Origin of the sequence: Aestuariibaculum suncheonense, from assembly GCF_014596935.1 — a bacterium.
Lineage (GTDB): Bacteria > Bacteroidota > Bacteroidia > Flavobacteriales > Flavobacteriaceae > Aestuariibaculum > Aestuariibaculum suncheonense.
The window spans coordinates 158,437-175,925 of the sequence record NZ_JACVXC010000008.1 but is presented as its reverse complement, the minus strand read 5'-3'; the positions used below and the strand labels follow the sequence as shown (position 1 = coordinate 175,925).

15 protein-coding genes and 1 tRNA gene are annotated in these 17,489 nt (G+C 32.7%); 5 read left to right on the top strand and 11 right to left on the bottom strand.

Going from position 1 to position 17,489, the window contains the following annotated elements:
• The 3 genes from ICJ84_RS16285 to ICJ84_RS17135 form a co-directional block, all read left to right on the top strand.
• The coding region (locus ICJ84_RS16285; RefSeq protein WP_206688711.1) for a hypothetical protein at positions 1–1,010 on the top strand (1,010 nt) is incomplete at its 5' end.
• 21 nt (positions 1,011–1,031) lie between these two features.
• Positions 1,032–1,415, top strand: a complete 384-nt coding sequence (locus tag ICJ84_RS16280) for a hypothetical protein (protein ID WP_188217479.1) — start codon at positions 1,032–1,034, stop codon at positions 1,413–1,415.
• Between the two features lie 119 nt (positions 1,416–1,534).
• Positions 1,535–1,684, top strand: a complete 150-nt coding sequence (locus ICJ84_RS17135; protein ID WP_394367632.1) for a PspC domain-containing protein — start codon at positions 1,535–1,537, stop codon at positions 1,682–1,684.
• 287 nt (positions 1,685–1,971) lie between these two features.
• On the opposite strand, the gene ICJ84_RS16270 is transcribed toward ICJ84_RS17135, so the two are convergent.
• The 6 genes from ICJ84_RS16270 to trxB all read right to left on the bottom strand — a co-directional run bounded on the left by ICJ84_RS16270 (position 1,972) and on the right by trxB (position 9,434).
• Positions 1,972–2,613, bottom strand: coding sequence for a glycoside hydrolase family 78 protein (locus ICJ84_RS16270; RefSeq protein ID WP_188217478.1), 642 nt, complete (start codon positions 2,611–2,613; stop codon positions 1,972–1,974).
• A 29-nt stretch (positions 2,614–2,642) separates the two neighbouring features.
• Positions 2,643–6,122 carry a T9SS type A sorting domain-containing protein gene (locus tag ICJ84_RS16265; RefSeq protein WP_188217477.1) on the bottom strand — a complete coding sequence of 1,160 codons (3,480 nt, stop codon included), beginning with the start codon at positions 6,120–6,122 and terminating at the stop codon, positions 2,643–2,645.
• Between the two features lie 80 nt (positions 6,123–6,202).
• Positions 6,203–6,781, bottom strand: coding sequence for an outer membrane beta-barrel protein (locus ICJ84_RS16260; protein ID WP_188217476.1), 579 nt, complete (start codon positions 6,779–6,781; stop codon positions 6,203–6,205).
• Between the two features lie 147 nt (positions 6,782–6,928).
• Positions 6,929–7,741 (bottom strand): site-specific integrase, encoded by an 813-nt coding sequence (locus ICJ84_RS16255; RefSeq protein WP_317173671.1) that lies wholly within the window; start codon positions 7,739–7,741, stop codon positions 6,929–6,931.
• 530 nt (positions 7,742–8,271) lie between these two features.
• A tRNA-Pro gene (locus ICJ84_RS16250) sits at positions 8,272–8,346 on the bottom strand.
• Positions 8,347–8,459: 113 nt separating this feature from the next.
• A complete protein-coding gene (gene trxB, locus ICJ84_RS16245) occupies positions 8,460–9,434 on the bottom strand; it encodes a thioredoxin-disulfide reductase (protein ID WP_188217475.1) in 975 nt (324 codons plus the stop codon).
• Positions 9,435–9,722: 288 nt separating this feature from the next.
• Between trxB and ICJ84_RS16240 the strand changes: the two genes are divergently transcribed.
• Entirely contained in the window at positions 9,723–10,064 is a 342-nt protein-coding gene (locus ICJ84_RS16240; protein ID WP_188217474.1) for a hypothetical protein, read from the top strand.
• 53 nt (positions 10,065–10,117) lie between these two features.
• On the opposite strand, the gene ICJ84_RS16235 is transcribed toward ICJ84_RS16240, so the two are convergent.
• Together ICJ84_RS16235 and ICJ84_RS16230 are read right to left on the bottom strand one after the other, a co-directional pair.
• Positions 10,118–10,786 (bottom strand): bifunctional 4-hydroxy-2-oxoglutarate aldolase/2-dehydro-3-deoxy-phosphogluconate aldolase, encoded by a 669-nt coding sequence (locus tag ICJ84_RS16235; RefSeq protein WP_188217473.1) that lies wholly within the window; start codon positions 10,784–10,786, stop codon positions 10,118–10,120.
• Between the two features lie 11 nt (positions 10,787–10,797).
• Positions 10,798–11,844, bottom strand: coding sequence for a sugar kinase (locus ICJ84_RS16230; RefSeq protein ID WP_188217472.1), 1,047 nt, complete (start codon positions 11,842–11,844; stop codon positions 10,798–10,800).
• 152 nt (positions 11,845–11,996) lie between these two features.
• On the opposite strand from ICJ84_RS16230, the gene ICJ84_RS16225 reads away from it, so the two are divergent.
• Positions 11,997–13,025: a LacI family DNA-binding transcriptional regulator gene (locus tag ICJ84_RS16225; RefSeq protein ID WP_188217471.1), complete on the top strand. Its 1,029-nt coding sequence runs from the start codon at positions 11,997–11,999 to the stop codon at positions 13,023–13,025.
• Positions 13,026–13,297: 272 nt separating this feature from the next.
• On the opposite strand, the gene ICJ84_RS16220 is transcribed toward ICJ84_RS16225, so the two are convergent.
• The 3 genes from ICJ84_RS16220 to ICJ84_RS17080 all read right to left on the bottom strand — a co-directional run bounded on the left by ICJ84_RS16220 (position 13,298) and on the right by ICJ84_RS17080 (position 17,475).
• Positions 13,298–15,532 carry a TonB-dependent receptor gene (locus ICJ84_RS16220; RefSeq protein ID WP_188217470.1) on the bottom strand — a complete coding sequence of 745 codons (2,235 nt, stop codon included), beginning with the start codon at positions 15,530–15,532 and terminating at the stop codon, positions 13,298–13,300.
• 13 nt (positions 15,533–15,545) lie between these two features.
• A complete protein-coding gene (locus tag ICJ84_RS16215; protein ID WP_188217469.1) occupies positions 15,546–16,835 on the bottom strand; it encodes a tetratricopeptide repeat protein in 1,290 nt (429 codons plus the stop codon).
• A gap of 85 nt (positions 16,836–16,920) precedes the next feature.
• The gene (locus tag ICJ84_RS17080) at positions 16,921–17,475 is read right to left on the bottom strand and encodes a DUF4331 family protein (RefSeq protein ID WP_188217468.1); all 555 of its coding nucleotides are present in this window, start codon (positions 17,473–17,475) and stop codon (positions 16,921–16,923) included.
• Positions 17,476–17,489 lie beyond the last annotated feature (14 nt).

Genomic DNA, 17,489 nt, shown 5'->3' with positions numbered 1-17,489 from the left:
GGTGGCTCAGTTTCATCAGCCGCGCTATGCTCACTTTAATCCGCTGTGGGTGGCTCAATATAGCCGGTTTTTGCACACTATTTCAATCTCAAAATAGCGGTTTTATTATTCCACCACCAGCATATCTACTGCTTCCATATTATGTTGACCAAGATGAAAGTTGGAGTAAAAGTTGGTCGTCTTTTAAATCTTTACAACAAATAAAAAGTTACAGAAATCAATGTATTTTTTATCATTCAGGTATTAGACCTAATAAGTATTACGAGACGAAAAAAGAAATTGACATTTATCTAAAAGCAATAGAAGATACTGACAAAGAACAAAAGCTGACTGGAAAAATCCTAGAAGATGTAAAGAACAAATTATCACAGACAAATTTCAATATTAATATTGACGAATTCAAAAAAGAAATAACGGCTCTTCTAACAGAATTGGAATCGTTGAAAAAGAAAGAAGAATCTTTAAAATCTGATTTACACGATTTATATCATTTAAAAGCATCTTATGATGCACAAATCAATATAGTTAAACAAGCAGTTTTAGAAAGTCATAAAGATTTGGAATTTGCATCGGAGAAACTGCCTGAAGTAATTGGTTGCCCAACTTGTGGAGCAGAATATGAAAATTCATTCGCAGAAAGATTCGAAATAGCCCAAGATGAACAAAAGAGCAAAGACTTGCTTTTAGAGTTAAAAAAGGAAGTCAAGGAAATTGAAGAGAAAATAGAATTTGAGAATAAAAAATTGAATTCTACTTTGAGTGAAGTAAATAAAATAGATAAAATTCTTCAAGAGAAAAAAGGCAATCTTAAACTGAAAGATGTTATTGAAAGTTTTGGTAAGAATCAGATAAAGTCAATTTTCTCTGAAAGATATAGTGAACTTCAAAAAACTCTCGTTGAGAATACTTTAGAAAAAGAAAAATTAGAGAAAAAACTGAAAGAATTTGAAAGTAAAAAAAGAAAAGATGAAATAGTAAGCTACTACAGAACTACATTAACTTCTTTTTAAAAAAAATTAGACGTTCATTCCTTGACAGAAGATGAATATAAACCAATAACATCAAAAATCGAATCAAAAGAGACTGGAAGTTCTAGACCAAGAGCTTTAATAGCTTATTATTTCACCTTTTTTCATTTAATGAAAAAGTTTTCTTCATCAACTTATTTTCCTTTAATTGTTGATTCGCCAAATCAAGAAGACCAAGACGTTGAACACATTGATAAAATAATGAAATTTATCCAAGAGAATCAACCGAAAGACAGTCAATTAATATTAGGAATTGCTGAAACTTATGGAGTTGATTTTAATTGTAAAACAATTACACTAAACGAAAAATATAGTTTACTGCAAAAATCCGAATATGACAATGTACACGAAGAAATGATTAATAAATTGAGTAAACTTTGGGAATAAATACTGTGCCCAATAACACCGTAATCGTTTCACAAGTCCGTGATTTTGCAAAAACAGGGGGAGCTAATTACTTCCCCTTTATATTTTACTTTTACTATATTTGATTAAAACAATAAAATATGATTTTAGGAGTATCTGAATGGTTAAGCACTAAACTAGGATGGAAAACATCGCATATCCGAATTGCTTTTATATTGTCTGTATTACTCTTTGGAGTTGGTATAGGGCTTTACCTAATTCTTTGGATAGTTAAAATGTTCTCTAAATAAGTACAAAAGGGGAAGCTAACCACTCCCCTTTAATTTTTTATTTTTCGCCTCTTAATCTCTCTTCAATAGAAATAAAGTTCCCCTCAGGGTAATTGTAACCTTCCTCATTTTACTTTGGAATACCTATAGTTTAAAATCTTTTGTTGTGATTTACTTGAAAACTAGATTAAAGGTATCCTATGGATGTTTATGGAATTTATGAATGAGTTTTGAACAGAAATAATTTCTGAAGACAAACTCAGTTTAAATAAGCTTATTTAAAAATTTAAATTTCAAGGATAAACAATCTAATAGATAGAAAATGTCCATATCAGACCTGAAGTAACACCTCCTTTGCCATCTTTTGAAACCACCTGCCAATAGTAGTTCTTTCCTGACTCTACTTGAACAATTAATGTCGGTCCGGTTTGATTTTCAGATATTAATGTTGACGGAGGAAAATAACTATCAAAATAAATATCATATGTAAGCATATCTGAGTCTGGATCTCTCCCACCCCACTTCAAATTAACTTCACTATTATCCAATTTACTATAATCGCCAGGACTAACTAACTCAGGAATATAAGGCAAATGATTTCTTACCCCAAAACCTTCGGTATAAAAGCTAAATACAGCAGAGTATTCACTCTCATTATTTTCACTATCAATTGCCTTTACTCTCCAGTAATACGTTGTATTAGGCTCTAATGAAAAAGTATGTTTATTGAAGGATATTCTTTTAGAATAATCTAATTTAGAAAACTTATTATCAGTCGATACTTCAAGCAAATAAGAAATCTCATCTCGATCATTATCTATTGAAGCATTCCATTGAAATTCAATAACATTCTCTAAACAAAGTAAATTATTAGCTGGAGAAACTAGCCCAGGAATTGAAGGTAAACTATTGGAAGGTTTATCTGAGCTACAAGAAAACAAGGAAATCAAGAATACTACTTTTACAAAGATTTTCATATTTATTGTTTAACTATTTTTAATATCTGAGGCTCATCTAAATAAACTTTCAGAAAATAAACGCCATCAAGAACATCTTTTATATCTAACACAACCTTATTGTTTTCAATGGAATAACGACTTCTAGAAATCAATTGTGATTGTACTGAATATAATTCAATATCAACTTCTTTTTTAGATGAAGCCAAATTAATTTCAAATTCTCCATCTGAAGGATTAGGGTATACAAATACCCCCTCTTTAAGCTGTATAATTTTTGACAATTCACCTTCACATATTTTACTTGTCTGTATTTCGATTAAATCACCATTAAGAACATCAACATAAAATGAATTGGAAAAGGTTTCTAAAATAGCTTCTTTATTCTTTATAACCTTATATGGAGCAGTACCTTTATCTACTTTAACCGATAATTTACCATTTTGATCAATCATTGTTTTACCAGAAATACTGACTCCAGGATCTAGAGTTATAGAGTAACATTGCTCATATGATTCCATTGGAACAGATATACATAAATCATATGTTCCTGGCTCAATATTTTCTATTGTTAAATTCGATGTAAAAGGGTAATTTTTTCCATTAAAACTTAAAACATAATCAATATTAGTATTCGCAGATATATTAACAATAGCATTATTCTTACCAATACAAGTCTCTCCAATACCTTCAATTTTAAAGTTATCGACTGGTAACTTAAAACATCCATAATTCCCAACCATATCAATGTAATAACTATTAGGGCATTTATCTTTATCATTAAAAACCCCATCATTATCATCGTCTATTTGACTACTTGAACAACCAGACGAATTAACAACTTCTCCAAAAGGTGTTTCTGGACATAAATCTAAATTATTCATCACTCCATCTTCATCATCATCCTTTTGACTTTCAGAACAACCAAAATTATCTACAGTTTCTCCTATAGAAGTGTTCTCACATAAGTCAATTGTATTTGCAATACCATCCTCATCATCATCTTTTGGTCCTAAATAACTATATTTATGCAAAATTCCTCTCGCCCAACTGTATTCATGATTAAGATAAACCTGATTACCCTGTTGACCTGTTAGTATTAGATTATTTTCTGAATCTAAACGAGCATAACCTAATGAACTTTCCATTTTAAATTGATCGACTAAATCACAATTTTTATTAATTACTTTCACTAAGTTATCATAGTAAGAATTTAATAAAATTACCTCTGACATTTCAACAACCTTAGAGTAATTATAATATATCTCATTACTTCTTGAAAACAAGGATAAATCTTCATTGAATATACTTGGTTGTCCTTCATTATTTGACCCCAAATCAATCATTGCGAAAATTTTACCATTGTTCAAAACCTTGAGAGTGTTATATCGGTCGTCAACATTAATATACTTGTATTGCTTATCTAAAGTAATTTTGTGAAATTTTCCATTTATTTGTCCCCAAGAAGACCCAAAATATAATTCACCCTTTTCGCCTATATCATAAGCACCAATGGCTCCATAGGTACCATAAATAGCTAAATTAACACTATAATACAGTTCAGAGTTTTTATAAATATCAATCCTCGGAGAAGTATCTCCATACGTATTGCTTCCTGTATACATATACAAATAAGAATAGCCTTCTGAAGATTTAAAACTATTTAACAATTCAAGTCCCTCTAAGACACTAGTCTTCAACAACTCTCCTGTAGAAGAATCAAAAGTATAAATCTCTGTATCATCATCATATGTTGCATCATTCCTTAAAGGTAATGAGGCTATCTGCACATTGTTATTTTCATCTAATAACACTTCTCGTCCTCTAAAACTTGGAACTTTAAAAAGAACATTACCTTCAGGAGATATTTTTATTAATTCAAATTGGTTGGGAGAATTATTTAAGTTTTTGACAGAAGAGTTAATGTATAAATTATTTTCAGAATCAATAACGCTAGATTTTTCTTCAATAAGGAAATTTGGTAATTCAATTTTCCAAATTAAATTTAAATTTTTGTCATATTTGTAAACCAGCTTTTTTAAAGGAGCCCTAGAACCCCCTATTTGCCAATTATCTGGACCTAATTTTTCTTCTGACAAGACAATATAATTATCATTATTATCTATTAATAATTTTTGTCCAAAGGCTTTCGATGTTCCTTCTCCAGAATACATAAAAGCATTATAGGTTTGAGTTTGACTCAACTTTTCAACCACAATATTTCTTTGTGCATAAAAATCTGAATTTGAATACATCTTATCATAAGTAGTTCCTGCAATTACTATTTCGTCATCACTAATTTTATTCAAATCCGTTATCTGATAAAATAAAGTTGGAGTAAAATCACTAATATGTACTAACTGATCACTTAACAAAGAAATATTATTGTTTTCATCAGTGATAAAAATTGAATTATCTGAATTTAAAAGACTTCCTTGAATTCCATTAGAGTCAATAGTTTTTGTTTCAAAATAACTACCTAAATCATCTATTTTTCTAAGGACTATTTTATTTACATCAGTATCTTCATATACAAAACAAAATTTATTATCCTGATTTATATAACTTCCTATGTATGCAATATTACCGAGAACATTTTTAGAATATTCAACTTGCCCTAATTTGTTAACTTTTGTATATGAAAATTCATTTGTATCACCTTGTAATTTGGGTTTTGTAACATAAAGATTTTCTTCAGCATCAACATCTAGCTCTAAAAAACCAACTACTTCAGTAAAATTTTCGGGAATAAAATTTAGCTGACTATTTAATAAATATTCTTCATCATACCCTACACCAATTTTTCTCAAATAATAATTGGGATAACCAGAACCTTGATCTTCTCTAATTAAAAGATAATATACTCCATTATTAAACTGGCAATGAATACCATTGTTTAACCTATTAATGTTATGCTCCTCTGTTATTAAACCATCACTATTTACATTAATGAATATTACATTAGTAGAACTATTTGTTGATTCATCAACTCTGACGACTGGAATATATACAATCTTCAAATTTTCATTTTCAAAAAAAGAATTAAAATACGCGTAATCATAATAATCTGAACCATCAATATTACCTATTGTTTTACTCCAAATTTCATTTCCGTCTGAATCGTATTTAACAACAAACAATTTCCCATTACTGTTAGATTGATTATAGCTACTTCTCCCTATAATTATTAAACTACCAGAACTATCCAAATAGCTTTTAAGAGGTAAATCATAAGATAAATTAGTTGCCAAAGAAAATTTTTTCTGCCAAATTAAATTTTGATTAATATCTAATTTAGAAGTAATTATATCTGTAAAAGAGCTATCTCTTTCCGTTGTACCAATGCTAAAAATTTCACCCTGACTATTTGAATGAAGAAAATAAGAAACATCTCTATTTGTATGTTTTTTTAATGCAAATGACTCTTTTAGATTGGGAAGAATATAATCTTGCGCAGATACAGTATAAACAACTAAATAAAAGAGAAAAAAAATGTTCTTCATTTAAAACAGAATAAAATCCCTATAAATATAACAGAATTTATTTACAACAATAAATTTAATTTGTTCCCACCACAAAGGAATTACAAGCATACTCCCAAACCTATTTTAATAATATGGACTGCATTATTATATCTAGTTCTCCTAATTGGTTCTTCAGAACCTAAATAAATGTGGTCATACTGAGCCTGGACAAAAAAGTCATCATTGATATTATATTTCAACCCCGGATTAATGTTTAATCCACTTTGAGTATTATTTAAACTCAAAGCTACTCCATAGTACCCTCCTATTTCTTCACTTCTTTCTTTAGTTCTAAAAATCATTGATGAGTATCCCCCTCTTAAAAAAGGATGAAATTTTACTATATTAAACTCTATAAATAATTTAGGTTGAATAACATATGATTTAATCTTTAAGTCTATAACTGATTCATCACTCTTTAAAAGACCTGCATTAAAGGCTAACCCTAAACCTAATGTTTTAGTTGAAAACAACTTATAATCAATACCTAAATCTACAACACCATTATAATACTTATTAATAAAATTATGATCAAATGGAATTGGAGAATTTATTCCTACAGAAAATTTTGAATCTTGTGCAACTGATTTAATAACTATAGATAAGAGAAAAAAGACAAAGCATATTTTTAGCTTCACAATAAAAAATAAATAGGTTAATTACGTAGGTAAAGTTTGCAAAAATAAAAAGTGTAAAGTGATATCCTAACCATCCTCCTCTAATTTTTTACTTAACCTTTCTATTTGTTCACTTACTTTACTCTTTACAACCTTCGCATAATGTTCTTACGTAATCGTAATTTTTGAGTGTCCTAATAACTCTGATACTATTTCAATAGGCACATCATTGTATAGAAGCACTGTAGTAGCAAAAGTTTTTCTAGCAATATGATGTGATATAATCTTTTCAATACCTACTATTTCACATATTTCCTTGATATAGGAGTTAAACTTTTGGTTTGAAATTTTAGGCAGTAAAGTTTCACGAGTATTACTTTTATACTTGTCTATAATTTGTTTTGGCTTTTCCAATAATGGCACTGAAAAGTCCTTGCCTGTCTTTTTCCTGTACATGCTAATCCACGTATTACCATCAAATCCTTTTATAAGATGTTCTTGTTTTAAACTACTCATTTCCGCATAAGCTAAACCTGTATAACAACAAAAAATAAACATATCCCTAACTTGCTCTAATCTGGTTTGAGCAAAGTTATGTTCCTCTACCTTCATTAGTTCCTCACTATTTAAATAAACTATCTCTTTCTTATACCTCTTAGCCTTATATAGAATAAATGGGTCTTTAGCCAAATACCCTTCTGAAATGGCTAATCTGATAATTTGCCTTACCCTCTGGATACACTTGTTAATGGTAACTTGCTTATGTTTCAACTCTGATTTACAGAAGAAATCCAAGTCATCTAAAAACTTTAAAGTTAGCTTGCTTAACAAAATATCATTACGCTTATAGGTCTTTTTTATGAAGCCTTTTATTAAAGTGTGCATACCTCTCCACTTTTGATAATATCTTGATGCATACTCTATGCCTACAAGTTTTTCCATTCTGTTATTATGCAACTCCATAACTTCTAGAAATGCCATATCCTTCTTAATCTTTTCTCCTTTGTAGATTGAGTAAATGTCATTTACATCAAATTGTTCTTCTTGAACTTGAAGTAATAAAAAAGCCTTATTAATCTTTTGACTAATAAGGCTTAATTGTGAATTGATAAATTCGTTTTCCTTGGTATCTGGAAAAGCTTTCTGTTTTTTACTATTCCAGTATTCTGGGTTAATAAAAATCCTGTAGAAATAGCTTTTCTCTTATTTAAATATGTTATTCTGCAAGTCAATGGAGCTAATCCTTTTTTGTTTATCCTTGATGCAGAAATAACAAATAATATCTTAAGTATATTAACTGACATATCTGTTGATTTAAAATTAATAATATTGAGTTTTAAACTTGCAACCCCTACTTTAAAAGTTGCAACCTTATTATATGCCTTTTTATGTATAAAAGGATTAAAACTTAGAATTTATAGGAAATTGAGGAAAGTATATACTCCTATTGTATTTAGGGGCTATAGCATAAAAAAAGCACCTCTAAAAAAGTGCTATAATTATCTAAAAAGTCGGGATGACAGGATTCGAACCTGCGACCACACGGCCCCCAGCCGTGTACGCTAACCGGACTGCGCCACATCCCGATTTGAAATTTTCTGCCAAAGAAAATACTTTTTAATAAATTTCAAAACACTTTAAAGTAAAAACACAAAAAAGCCGAAGTCATAACTTCAGCTTTTACATTGTCATTTTTATATTATGCTATAGCAGAAGCCTCAACAGTAGCCTCTTTAGCTGCTAAATAACGCTCTGCATCTAAAGCTGCCATACAACCTGTTCCAGCTGCTGTAATCGCCTGACGGTATACATGGTCGGCCGCATCACCACTTACAAATACACCCGGTACATTCGTTTTTGTTGTTCCCGGCGTATTAATAATGTAACCTGTTTCGTCTAACTTAATATAATCTTTAAAGATATCGGTATTTGGTTTATGCCCGATAGCTACGAAAAATCCGGTGGCTGGAATCTCTTGCTTTTCGTTGGTTTTATTATTTACCACACGCACTGCTGTTACCACTTGTCCGTCACCTATAACTTCATCGGTTTCTGTATTAAAAAGAATATCGATGTTTGGTGTGTTAGCCACACGCTCGGCCATGATTTTAGACGCTCTAAACTCATCACGTCTTACTAACATGGTTACCTTTTTACACAATTTTGACAAGTAATGCGCTTCTTCACAAGCTGAATCTCCTGCTCCTACAATCACCACTTCCTGATTTCTATAGAAAAAGCCATCACATACCGCACATGCCGACACACCGCCTCCTAACTTTAAATATTTTTGTTCAGATTCCAAACCTAAATATTTTGCTGAAGCTCCGGTTGATATGATTACCGTATCACAGTGAATTTCCTTTTCATCATTCACCCATACTTTATGAACATCGCCGGAGAAATCAACTTTAGTAATCCATCCGTCACGAATATCAGCTTCAAAACGTTGCGCCTGAGCCTGTAATTCCATCATCATTTCAGGTCCTGTAATCCCTTGAGGATAACCTGGAAAATTCTCAACTTCATTCGTGGTTGTTAACTGTCCACCTGGTTGTGTTCCCTGGTATAATACTGGACTCATATTAGCTCGTGCTGCATAGATCGCTGCAGTATATCCTGCAGGTCCCGAACCGATTATTAAGCACTTTACTCTTTCTATTGTATCTGACATAATTGCTACTAATTTTAATTAAAACAAAATTAGAATTTTTAATAGAAAACTAATACGAAAGTTATCAAAAGATATTATCAAGCCATAATTAGTTATTATCTTCATTCGCTTTCATCACATTTTTTTCGTAAATTGTAGTAATCTGACTAATAACCAAATAAGACAATTATGAAATCAATACTCTTACTTCTCTGTACTACAATTTTACTATCCTGCAATCAAAACCCCAAGGAGGAACTCCAAAAAGCAGAGTCCTCTAATAAACTTGACCTAAAAGGCACATGGAAAATGATTAGTTATTTGAATTATAGTGGAGATGGCTCTGTGGACACTATTAAAACTTCTGAAAACTTCATTCAAATGAAAATGTTTTCCGAGAAGAAATTTATGTGGAATAGATTTACTTCATACGATTCATCCGAATGGTTTGGAAGCGGAGATTATGTCTTTAAAAATGACACCTTAGTTGAACATACCGAATATGGTTCTGAAGCCTTACTTACTATTTTGGAAAAAGATAGTATACACAGATTGGATATTGTCTTTATTAACAAAGACTCCTATATGCAAACAGAAAAAGACAGCTTAGGAAATCCGATTTATGGAGAAATCTATCATAGAATAAAATAAAACAAAAAAGGTTGAACATGAGTTCAACCTTTTTCTTTTAGAAAATTTTACAATTATTTTCTAACAGATTTAATTATCTCTAAAGCAGCTTTAACATCCTGCTCTAACTTTGCGTAATCTTTATTTACAAGAATCTCTTTTGAAATTAATTGAGATCCCATACCAACACAAGTTACTCCTGCATCGAACCACCCTTTAAGATTCTCTTCAGTGGGAGCTACGCCACCTGTTGGCATAATGCTTGTCCATGGTTGAGGCCCTTTAATACCTTTTACGAATTTAGGTCCGTATAAATCCCCAGGGAATAACTTAACAATTTCACAACCTAATTCTTCGGCTCTTGCGATTTCAGTTAGACTTCCACAACCAGGTGACCATAATACCTTTTTACGGTTACAAGCAATAGCGATATCTTCTCTTAAAACTGGAGTCACGATAAAGTTTGCACCTAAAGCCATATATAATGAAGCCGCAGCTGCATCGGTTACCGAACCAACTCCCATAATCATTCCTGGAAGTTCCTTAATGGCGTATTTTGTTAATTCACCAAAGACTTCGTGAGCAAAATCTCCGCGTGCAGTAAACTCTAATAATCTAGCGCCACCATCGTAACACGCTTTTAATACTTTTTTACTTAACTCGATATCACTATTGAAGAATAAAGGAATCATTCCTGTTTCTTTCATAGCCTGAGCTACTTCTAATCTTGTATATTGTGCCATTTTTAAATATTTTATCGAGCTACTCTACCTGAAGCGTCACCACCCATTAATTTTTCAACTTCTGAAACAGTAACTAAGTTCGCATCCCCTTTAATTGTGTGTTTTAAACAAGATGCAGCAACAGCGAAATCTAAAGCGTTTTGATCATCTTCAGGGTATTTTAATAATCCGTAGATTAAACCTCCCATGAATGAATCTCCACCCCCTACTCTATCAACGATATCGGTAATTTGGTACTGACGAGTTTCAAACATTTTGTTTCCATCGTATAAAACACCAGCCCATGTATTATGAGAAGCAGAAATAGAACCACGTAACGTCGTAATTACCTTTTTAGCTCTTGGGAATTTCTCCATCATTTGTTTACAAACTGATAAGAACGCTTCAGCTTTTACATCGTGACCTTGAGTTTGTACTGTTAAACCATCTGGCTTGATACCAAAATGCATTTCAGCATCTTCTTCATTGCCTAATACAATATCACAGTAAGATGTTAACTCAGTCATTACAGCTTCTCTATGTGCCGCATCACAGTATTTCCATAATTTAGCACGGTAGTTTAAGTCTGTTGAAATAGTAATACCTTTTGCGCTAGCAACTTTAACCGCTTCTAAACAAGCATCGGCAGCACCTTGAGAAATCGCAGGTGTAATACCTGTCCAGTGAAACCACTCTACACCTTCAAAAACAGTATCCCAGTCAATCATTCCAGCTTCAATCTCAGCCATAGCAGAGTGCGCTCTATCGTAAACAACCTTACTACCTCTTGAAACAGCTCCAGTTTCTAAGAAATAAATTCCTAAACGGTCACCACCCCAGATAATTTTATCAACATTAACACCACGCTTACGCATCTCCATCATCGCACATTCTCCAATATCATTTTTTGGTAAACGTGTTACAAAATCAACTGAAACACCATAATTAGCTAATGAAACGGCAACATTAGATTCACCTCCACCATACACAACATCAAAGTTATCTGCTTGCGAAAATCTTTTAAATCCTTGAGGTGCTAAACGTAGCATGATCTCACCAAAAGTTACTACTTTACTCATTTTACTTAATAGTTATTAATTAATTGTTCTAAATTTAGTTAAACGTTTAAGCAGTGCTTATAAAAAAAAATTACTATTGTAATAATACTTATTTTGATTATACAAAGTATTACAGTAATTTTGCTTAAACGATTAAGCAAATATATAAAAAATTGACCAACAAAAAAAAAACTACCATAAAAGACATTGCTAATGTTTTAAACATTTCGCCGGCAGCAGTTTCTAAAGCCTTACACGACGATTCACGAATTAGTGATAAAACCAAAGAAGCCGTTAGAGAAGTCGCGAAAGAATTAAACTACCAGCCCAATCACCTTGCCAGTGCCTTACGCCGCGGGAAAAGTAATCTGGTGGGATTGATTGTACCTAGAACCAATAGCAACTTTTTTTCGTCTGTTATTCAGAATATCGAAGAAGTTTTAAACAAGAAAGGCTATAACATTATCATTACCCAATCGAACGAATCTTTTAAAAAAGAATGCAGTAATATAGATACTTTACTATTCACTCAAGTAGATGGTATTATCGCTTCGATGGCGAATGAAACGATTAATCTAGAATACTTTGAAAAAATCAAATCGAAAGGTATTCCTCTAATTCTTTTCGATCGTGGAGAAAATAATTTAAACGTTGATTATATAGGTATTAATGACTACGATAGTAGCCATATGATTGTTGAACATTTGGTGAAACAAGGTTGCAAGCGTATTGCCCATATTGGTGGTTACCGACACACCCGAATTTTCAACAATAGAATTCGTGGTTATATTGATGCTATTAAAAAACATAATCTTCCTCTTGAAGAGGATTTACTAGTTGAAAGTAGTCTGACAATTGAAGATGGGAGAGAAAAAATGAAACAACTTCTTGCCTTAAAAAAACCACCAGACGCAGTTTATGTCGCTGCCGACTACGCTGCTTTGGGCGCCTTACAAGTACTTGAAGAAGAAAACATTAAAGTCCCTGCAGACATCGCTCTTGTAGGATTTGGAAACGAACCTTTTACCGCTTTGGTAACCCCTTCTATAACGACCGTAAATCAGCATAGCGATGAAATAGGAAAACAAGCGGCCTTAACCTTTTTAGAGCGCGTAAAATCACCTAACAAAAAGCAAACCTTAAATAAATTTATTCTGGAAGCTGAACTGATTGTTAGAGAATCTTCAAATAAAAAAAGATAGCATAAAAATTCTTATTAATATATAAAAAAAATAAAAGCGGCCCAACCACGAGCCGCTTTCCCTAACAAAAAACCCAAAAAACCAAATAGGACAACCAATCCTACCGGTTCCTTGAAAATCAATTTTTCTTTTTCATATTATTAACTCTTTGTCTCTTTTGTTAGCCTGCTATTAATCAACTCTGGAAGGTTTCTCTTTCTTATTATCATTCACATCCTTCCTTTGAATTCATATGTAAGACATCCTTACCTAATTTTACCCTACCCTATATTTTAAAATTTATAAGAAATTGTTCCTTTTATAAAAAATGGCGTCCCCGGTGTAAAATGAATTTCCTCCACCGGTGCCGTTTCATTAAACAATCTCGATTCTGTAGCGAACTGTGTTTCATTCCATTCGGTATCGAATACATTTTCAATAATCACCCCTAAGGTGACTTTGTTAAAACTGTAATTCACATTCATATCGGTTACAAAATAACCTTTTGCTACAATGCTATTATCTTCATTCGCAGGTCTGTCATCTACATATCTATATCTCATCCCTCCTGAAAAACCATCTAAATTATCTACGGCTATTCCTCCTGCCCATGTAAAATCTGGTGCTAACGGAATATAATTTTCACCATCAGTGTCTTCAGTACTTCTGGCGTGAGTTATTGTGGCATCGGTATCAAAATACAACCAATCGGTTAACTGATAACGCAATCCTAAGTCGGCACCATAGCGTTCTGTTTTTCCGCTAGGTTCTACAATTCCGGCATCGCCCACATAAACAAACTCCTGCTCCAAAAACAAATACCATAATGCAGAATTCAAAATTAACTTAGGAAATGGTTTCCAAACACTTCCTAAATCGACGCCATAAGAACGTGGCAAAATATCTTTCCCCATCTGGCTTATCACCACGCGCGTGTCGTTCGAGTGAAATCCTAATCCCGATTTTAAATACACTTGTAAATTAGTTAAAGCATCGTAATAGAAATTTAGTTTAGGACTTACGATAGTTTTGTTTTCGGCCTTTGTGCTATAAGTATCTTGTAGCTCATCATTATACATAAACTTAAAATAATCCAGACGCAATGCAGGTGCTATTTTAAGCTTTCCAAAATCGAACTGAGCATTGGTAAACGCACTCATATTCGTTTGATTTAGGTCTCCCAATTGTATTTGCTCTAAAGTGGTTTTTCTGTTCAGAGTATGTGATAACTCTATATCATTTACAATATCGTGGCGCAAACTAACTCCTGATGTCATGGTTAATTCCACATCATCTAAAAGGAATTCGTGACTTAAAGCTGTATTAAACCCAAAAATATGTCGGTCTTCCTGCTGTTTTATTTGATCGCCATTAATCGGATCTTCTAAGAAAAAGGTAAAATTCGAATACAACTCAAATCCGTAATGTGAGTAAAAGGCATTACTCTTCAACATGGAATGATCGGAAACATGCTTATTAAATTCTACATTAAAATTTGTTCGTTGTGTATTTCCGCCTTCAGTATCATCAATAGCACCGAATCGCGTAATACTACCATCATCAACAGCACGCTGTGGAATTTGTCCTGAAGCATCCCAACGGCTTGTAAAATGCGATAACGTCACCGACACCTTATCATTATTTGGTGAATAGCTGGTAAATTTTCCAAATAGATTTAATCTGTTGAAATTTTGTGGGGATTCGTAAGGCCCATCGGTAGCTATATATTCAGTTGCGATATAAGCGTTTTTATCGGCATCATGTTCTAATAAATTGAACATTCCAAGTGTTCGTAAGGTGTTAAAATCGCCTACGGTTAATCCTATTGAACTTTCTTTTAAGTAATCTTTGGTTGAAAAATTGACGTATCCAGCGGTTGCGAAATCACCACGCTCGGCATAATACGATCCTTTTCCAAAATCAATTTTATTTACCGTTTCCGGAATGATAAAATGCAAATCACTATACCCCTGACCGTGCGCATGCGACACCATATTTACCGGCATACCATCAACAGAAAGTGAAACATCAGTTCCATGATCGATATCGAAACCACGTAAAAATATTTGTTCTGCTTTTCCGCCACCAGCATGCTGCCCGATGATTAAACCCGGAACTTTTCTCAAAATTTCCTGAGACGAGTTTACCGGATTTGTTTTTAAATCTAATCGGGAAATGGTACTTACCGGATTTACAGTTTCATTAATGACTAATTCACTTAACTGAAATGATTTTTCTTCTAAAACAATGGTCTGTTTTAAATTAAAACTAAAGTCTTTAACAACCATATATGCGTTCTTGTAGCCTAACAATCCTATTTTCAAAGAATCTCCTATAACACAATCGTCGATTATAAACACACCATTTTCAGAAGAATGGGCATGACTTTTAGAGTGTAAATTATATATATAAGCAGCTTCTAGTGGCTGCATTGCCTGATTGGTTACAACACCCTTTATTTGCTGTGAAAACATAGGATTAACAAACACTATCGCTGAAAACAGCATGATAAATTTTAATAATTTCATGGTTGATTTTAGGTTAAATATTTTTGATTTCTTGTTCGGTCAACGGACCCAATTCAAAAATACTTTCCAACAATTCTTTCTTCAAAATTTTTGCCTCTTTTAACTTATTATTAGCTTTATAAACTTCTGCTAAATGCAATAAAGTTTGTGGCTCGTAGGTTTGGTTTGCGACATGATCCTTCATAATTTTCAACGCCTTTCTCTTAAACCCTTGTTTAAAATAAGTCCAAGCCAATAAACTGTAAGATTGGGGAGTTGGCCTGTTATTGACTTCGATTTCAGCTAGTTTCAGGGCCTCCTCTAATTTCTCTGAATTTTCTGCATATAACAGGACATTATAGGTGTTATACATATCGCCATATAGCGGATTATTAACTGCAAACTTGTAAGATTCTAATGCCTTTTGATGTAAATCTAAATCGCCTTTAAACTTGGCTATCTCAGCTTTTAACAGATAATAATCTGGTGCATGATAAGTTTGAGAAACGGTATTTAAAATTCGAAGGGCTTCGTCCGGATTTTTTTCATGAGAGTACACAATCCAGGCAATACCTCTTTTGGCATAAGCATCATTCGGACTCAATTCCAAAGCTTTTAAAAAATGATTGTAAGAAGCTTCAATATTTCCACTATGTCCGTAAAAATCGGCCAGATTAGTATAAATCCACTGTTTAGAACTTGCGATATTCGACGCTTCTGCTTTTTCTTTAGCCTGTTCCAAATATTTAATGGCTGAATCTAGATCACCACGATGGTCGGACCATTTGGCTACTCGAATTAAATAATCAAAATCGGCATCGTTACTAAATTTGTCTAAGTAATTTTTAGCTTGCTGGTAATTACCCAATTCTAAATGCACATCGAACAGCATCTTTTGGGTGCCTTCCAAATTATCTCCATTTTTTTCGGCCTTTGTAAGTAAAACCAAAGCTTCCTTAAACTTATGCTGCGAGATGTAATTTGCTGCAAGTCCTCTGAGATAAGAAGAATTTGAATACTTTGTTTTCTTATTTAGATTTTGGTAGACATCCTGGGCTTTTTTAAGATGTTCTATTTCGCCGGTTATGCTGAATAATTGGCTATATGCTGAAGCTATTTTTGATAGATAAGGGAATTGATTTGGGGTTTGGTTAAATTTCTCCTTCCAAAAGGTTAAATCTTCTAAAACCTCCTCTTTAACTGCATCATTAGTAATTTCCAAGTATACGTTATACTCGTTGGTATCTGTTACTTTTTTCGAAGATATTGTGCAGCTTGTTAGTAAAGCAAGCAAACAAAATATGGTAATATATTGGTATTTCATGGTCTTTGTTTTTTAGGTTTAACCTTTGTTAGAGAAACCCAGAAACAAAGAGCGAACTCTTTGCTTCTGAATTAAGTTTAAGCTTCTACCACGGTGAAGCCAGATAAGGAAATGAGGCTAAAAAAGGTTTATCGTTAGCATCGACATTATCGTCTGATAATCCTGGATTTTCAGAGAAGTCTTCTCCTCCAAAAATTAATAAGAGTTCGACTGTAATAACATCATCGCTTAAGTTTCTTCCGGTTAACACATTGGTCCCGTCGTAAAATGTTGTAGTTCCATCTAAAGAAACGTTCAAAACATCGGTTGCTAATACTCCTGAGAATGTTGCTGCATCTAAACCTAAAGCATTGGTATCTCCTGCGTTTGCAAAAGCTGGACTCAAGCCTTGTAAATTGGTTTGAAACATGCTTTGAAATGAAGCATTTTGCATCGATGGTACAGTAACATTAAACATGTCTTTACTTGAAGGTGACACAAAAACAGTATTCACTGCCGGTCTTCCCATTTGATCTTCCTGCATGTAAGTTCCTGCTAAGTTGGGAAGTCCGTTTTCATTTTTCATATCGTCGTCGTCACTACAATTGAATGCAACTAAAGGCATTACTAAAAGTGCTAGGATTAATTTTATATTTTTCATAATGGTCTGTATTT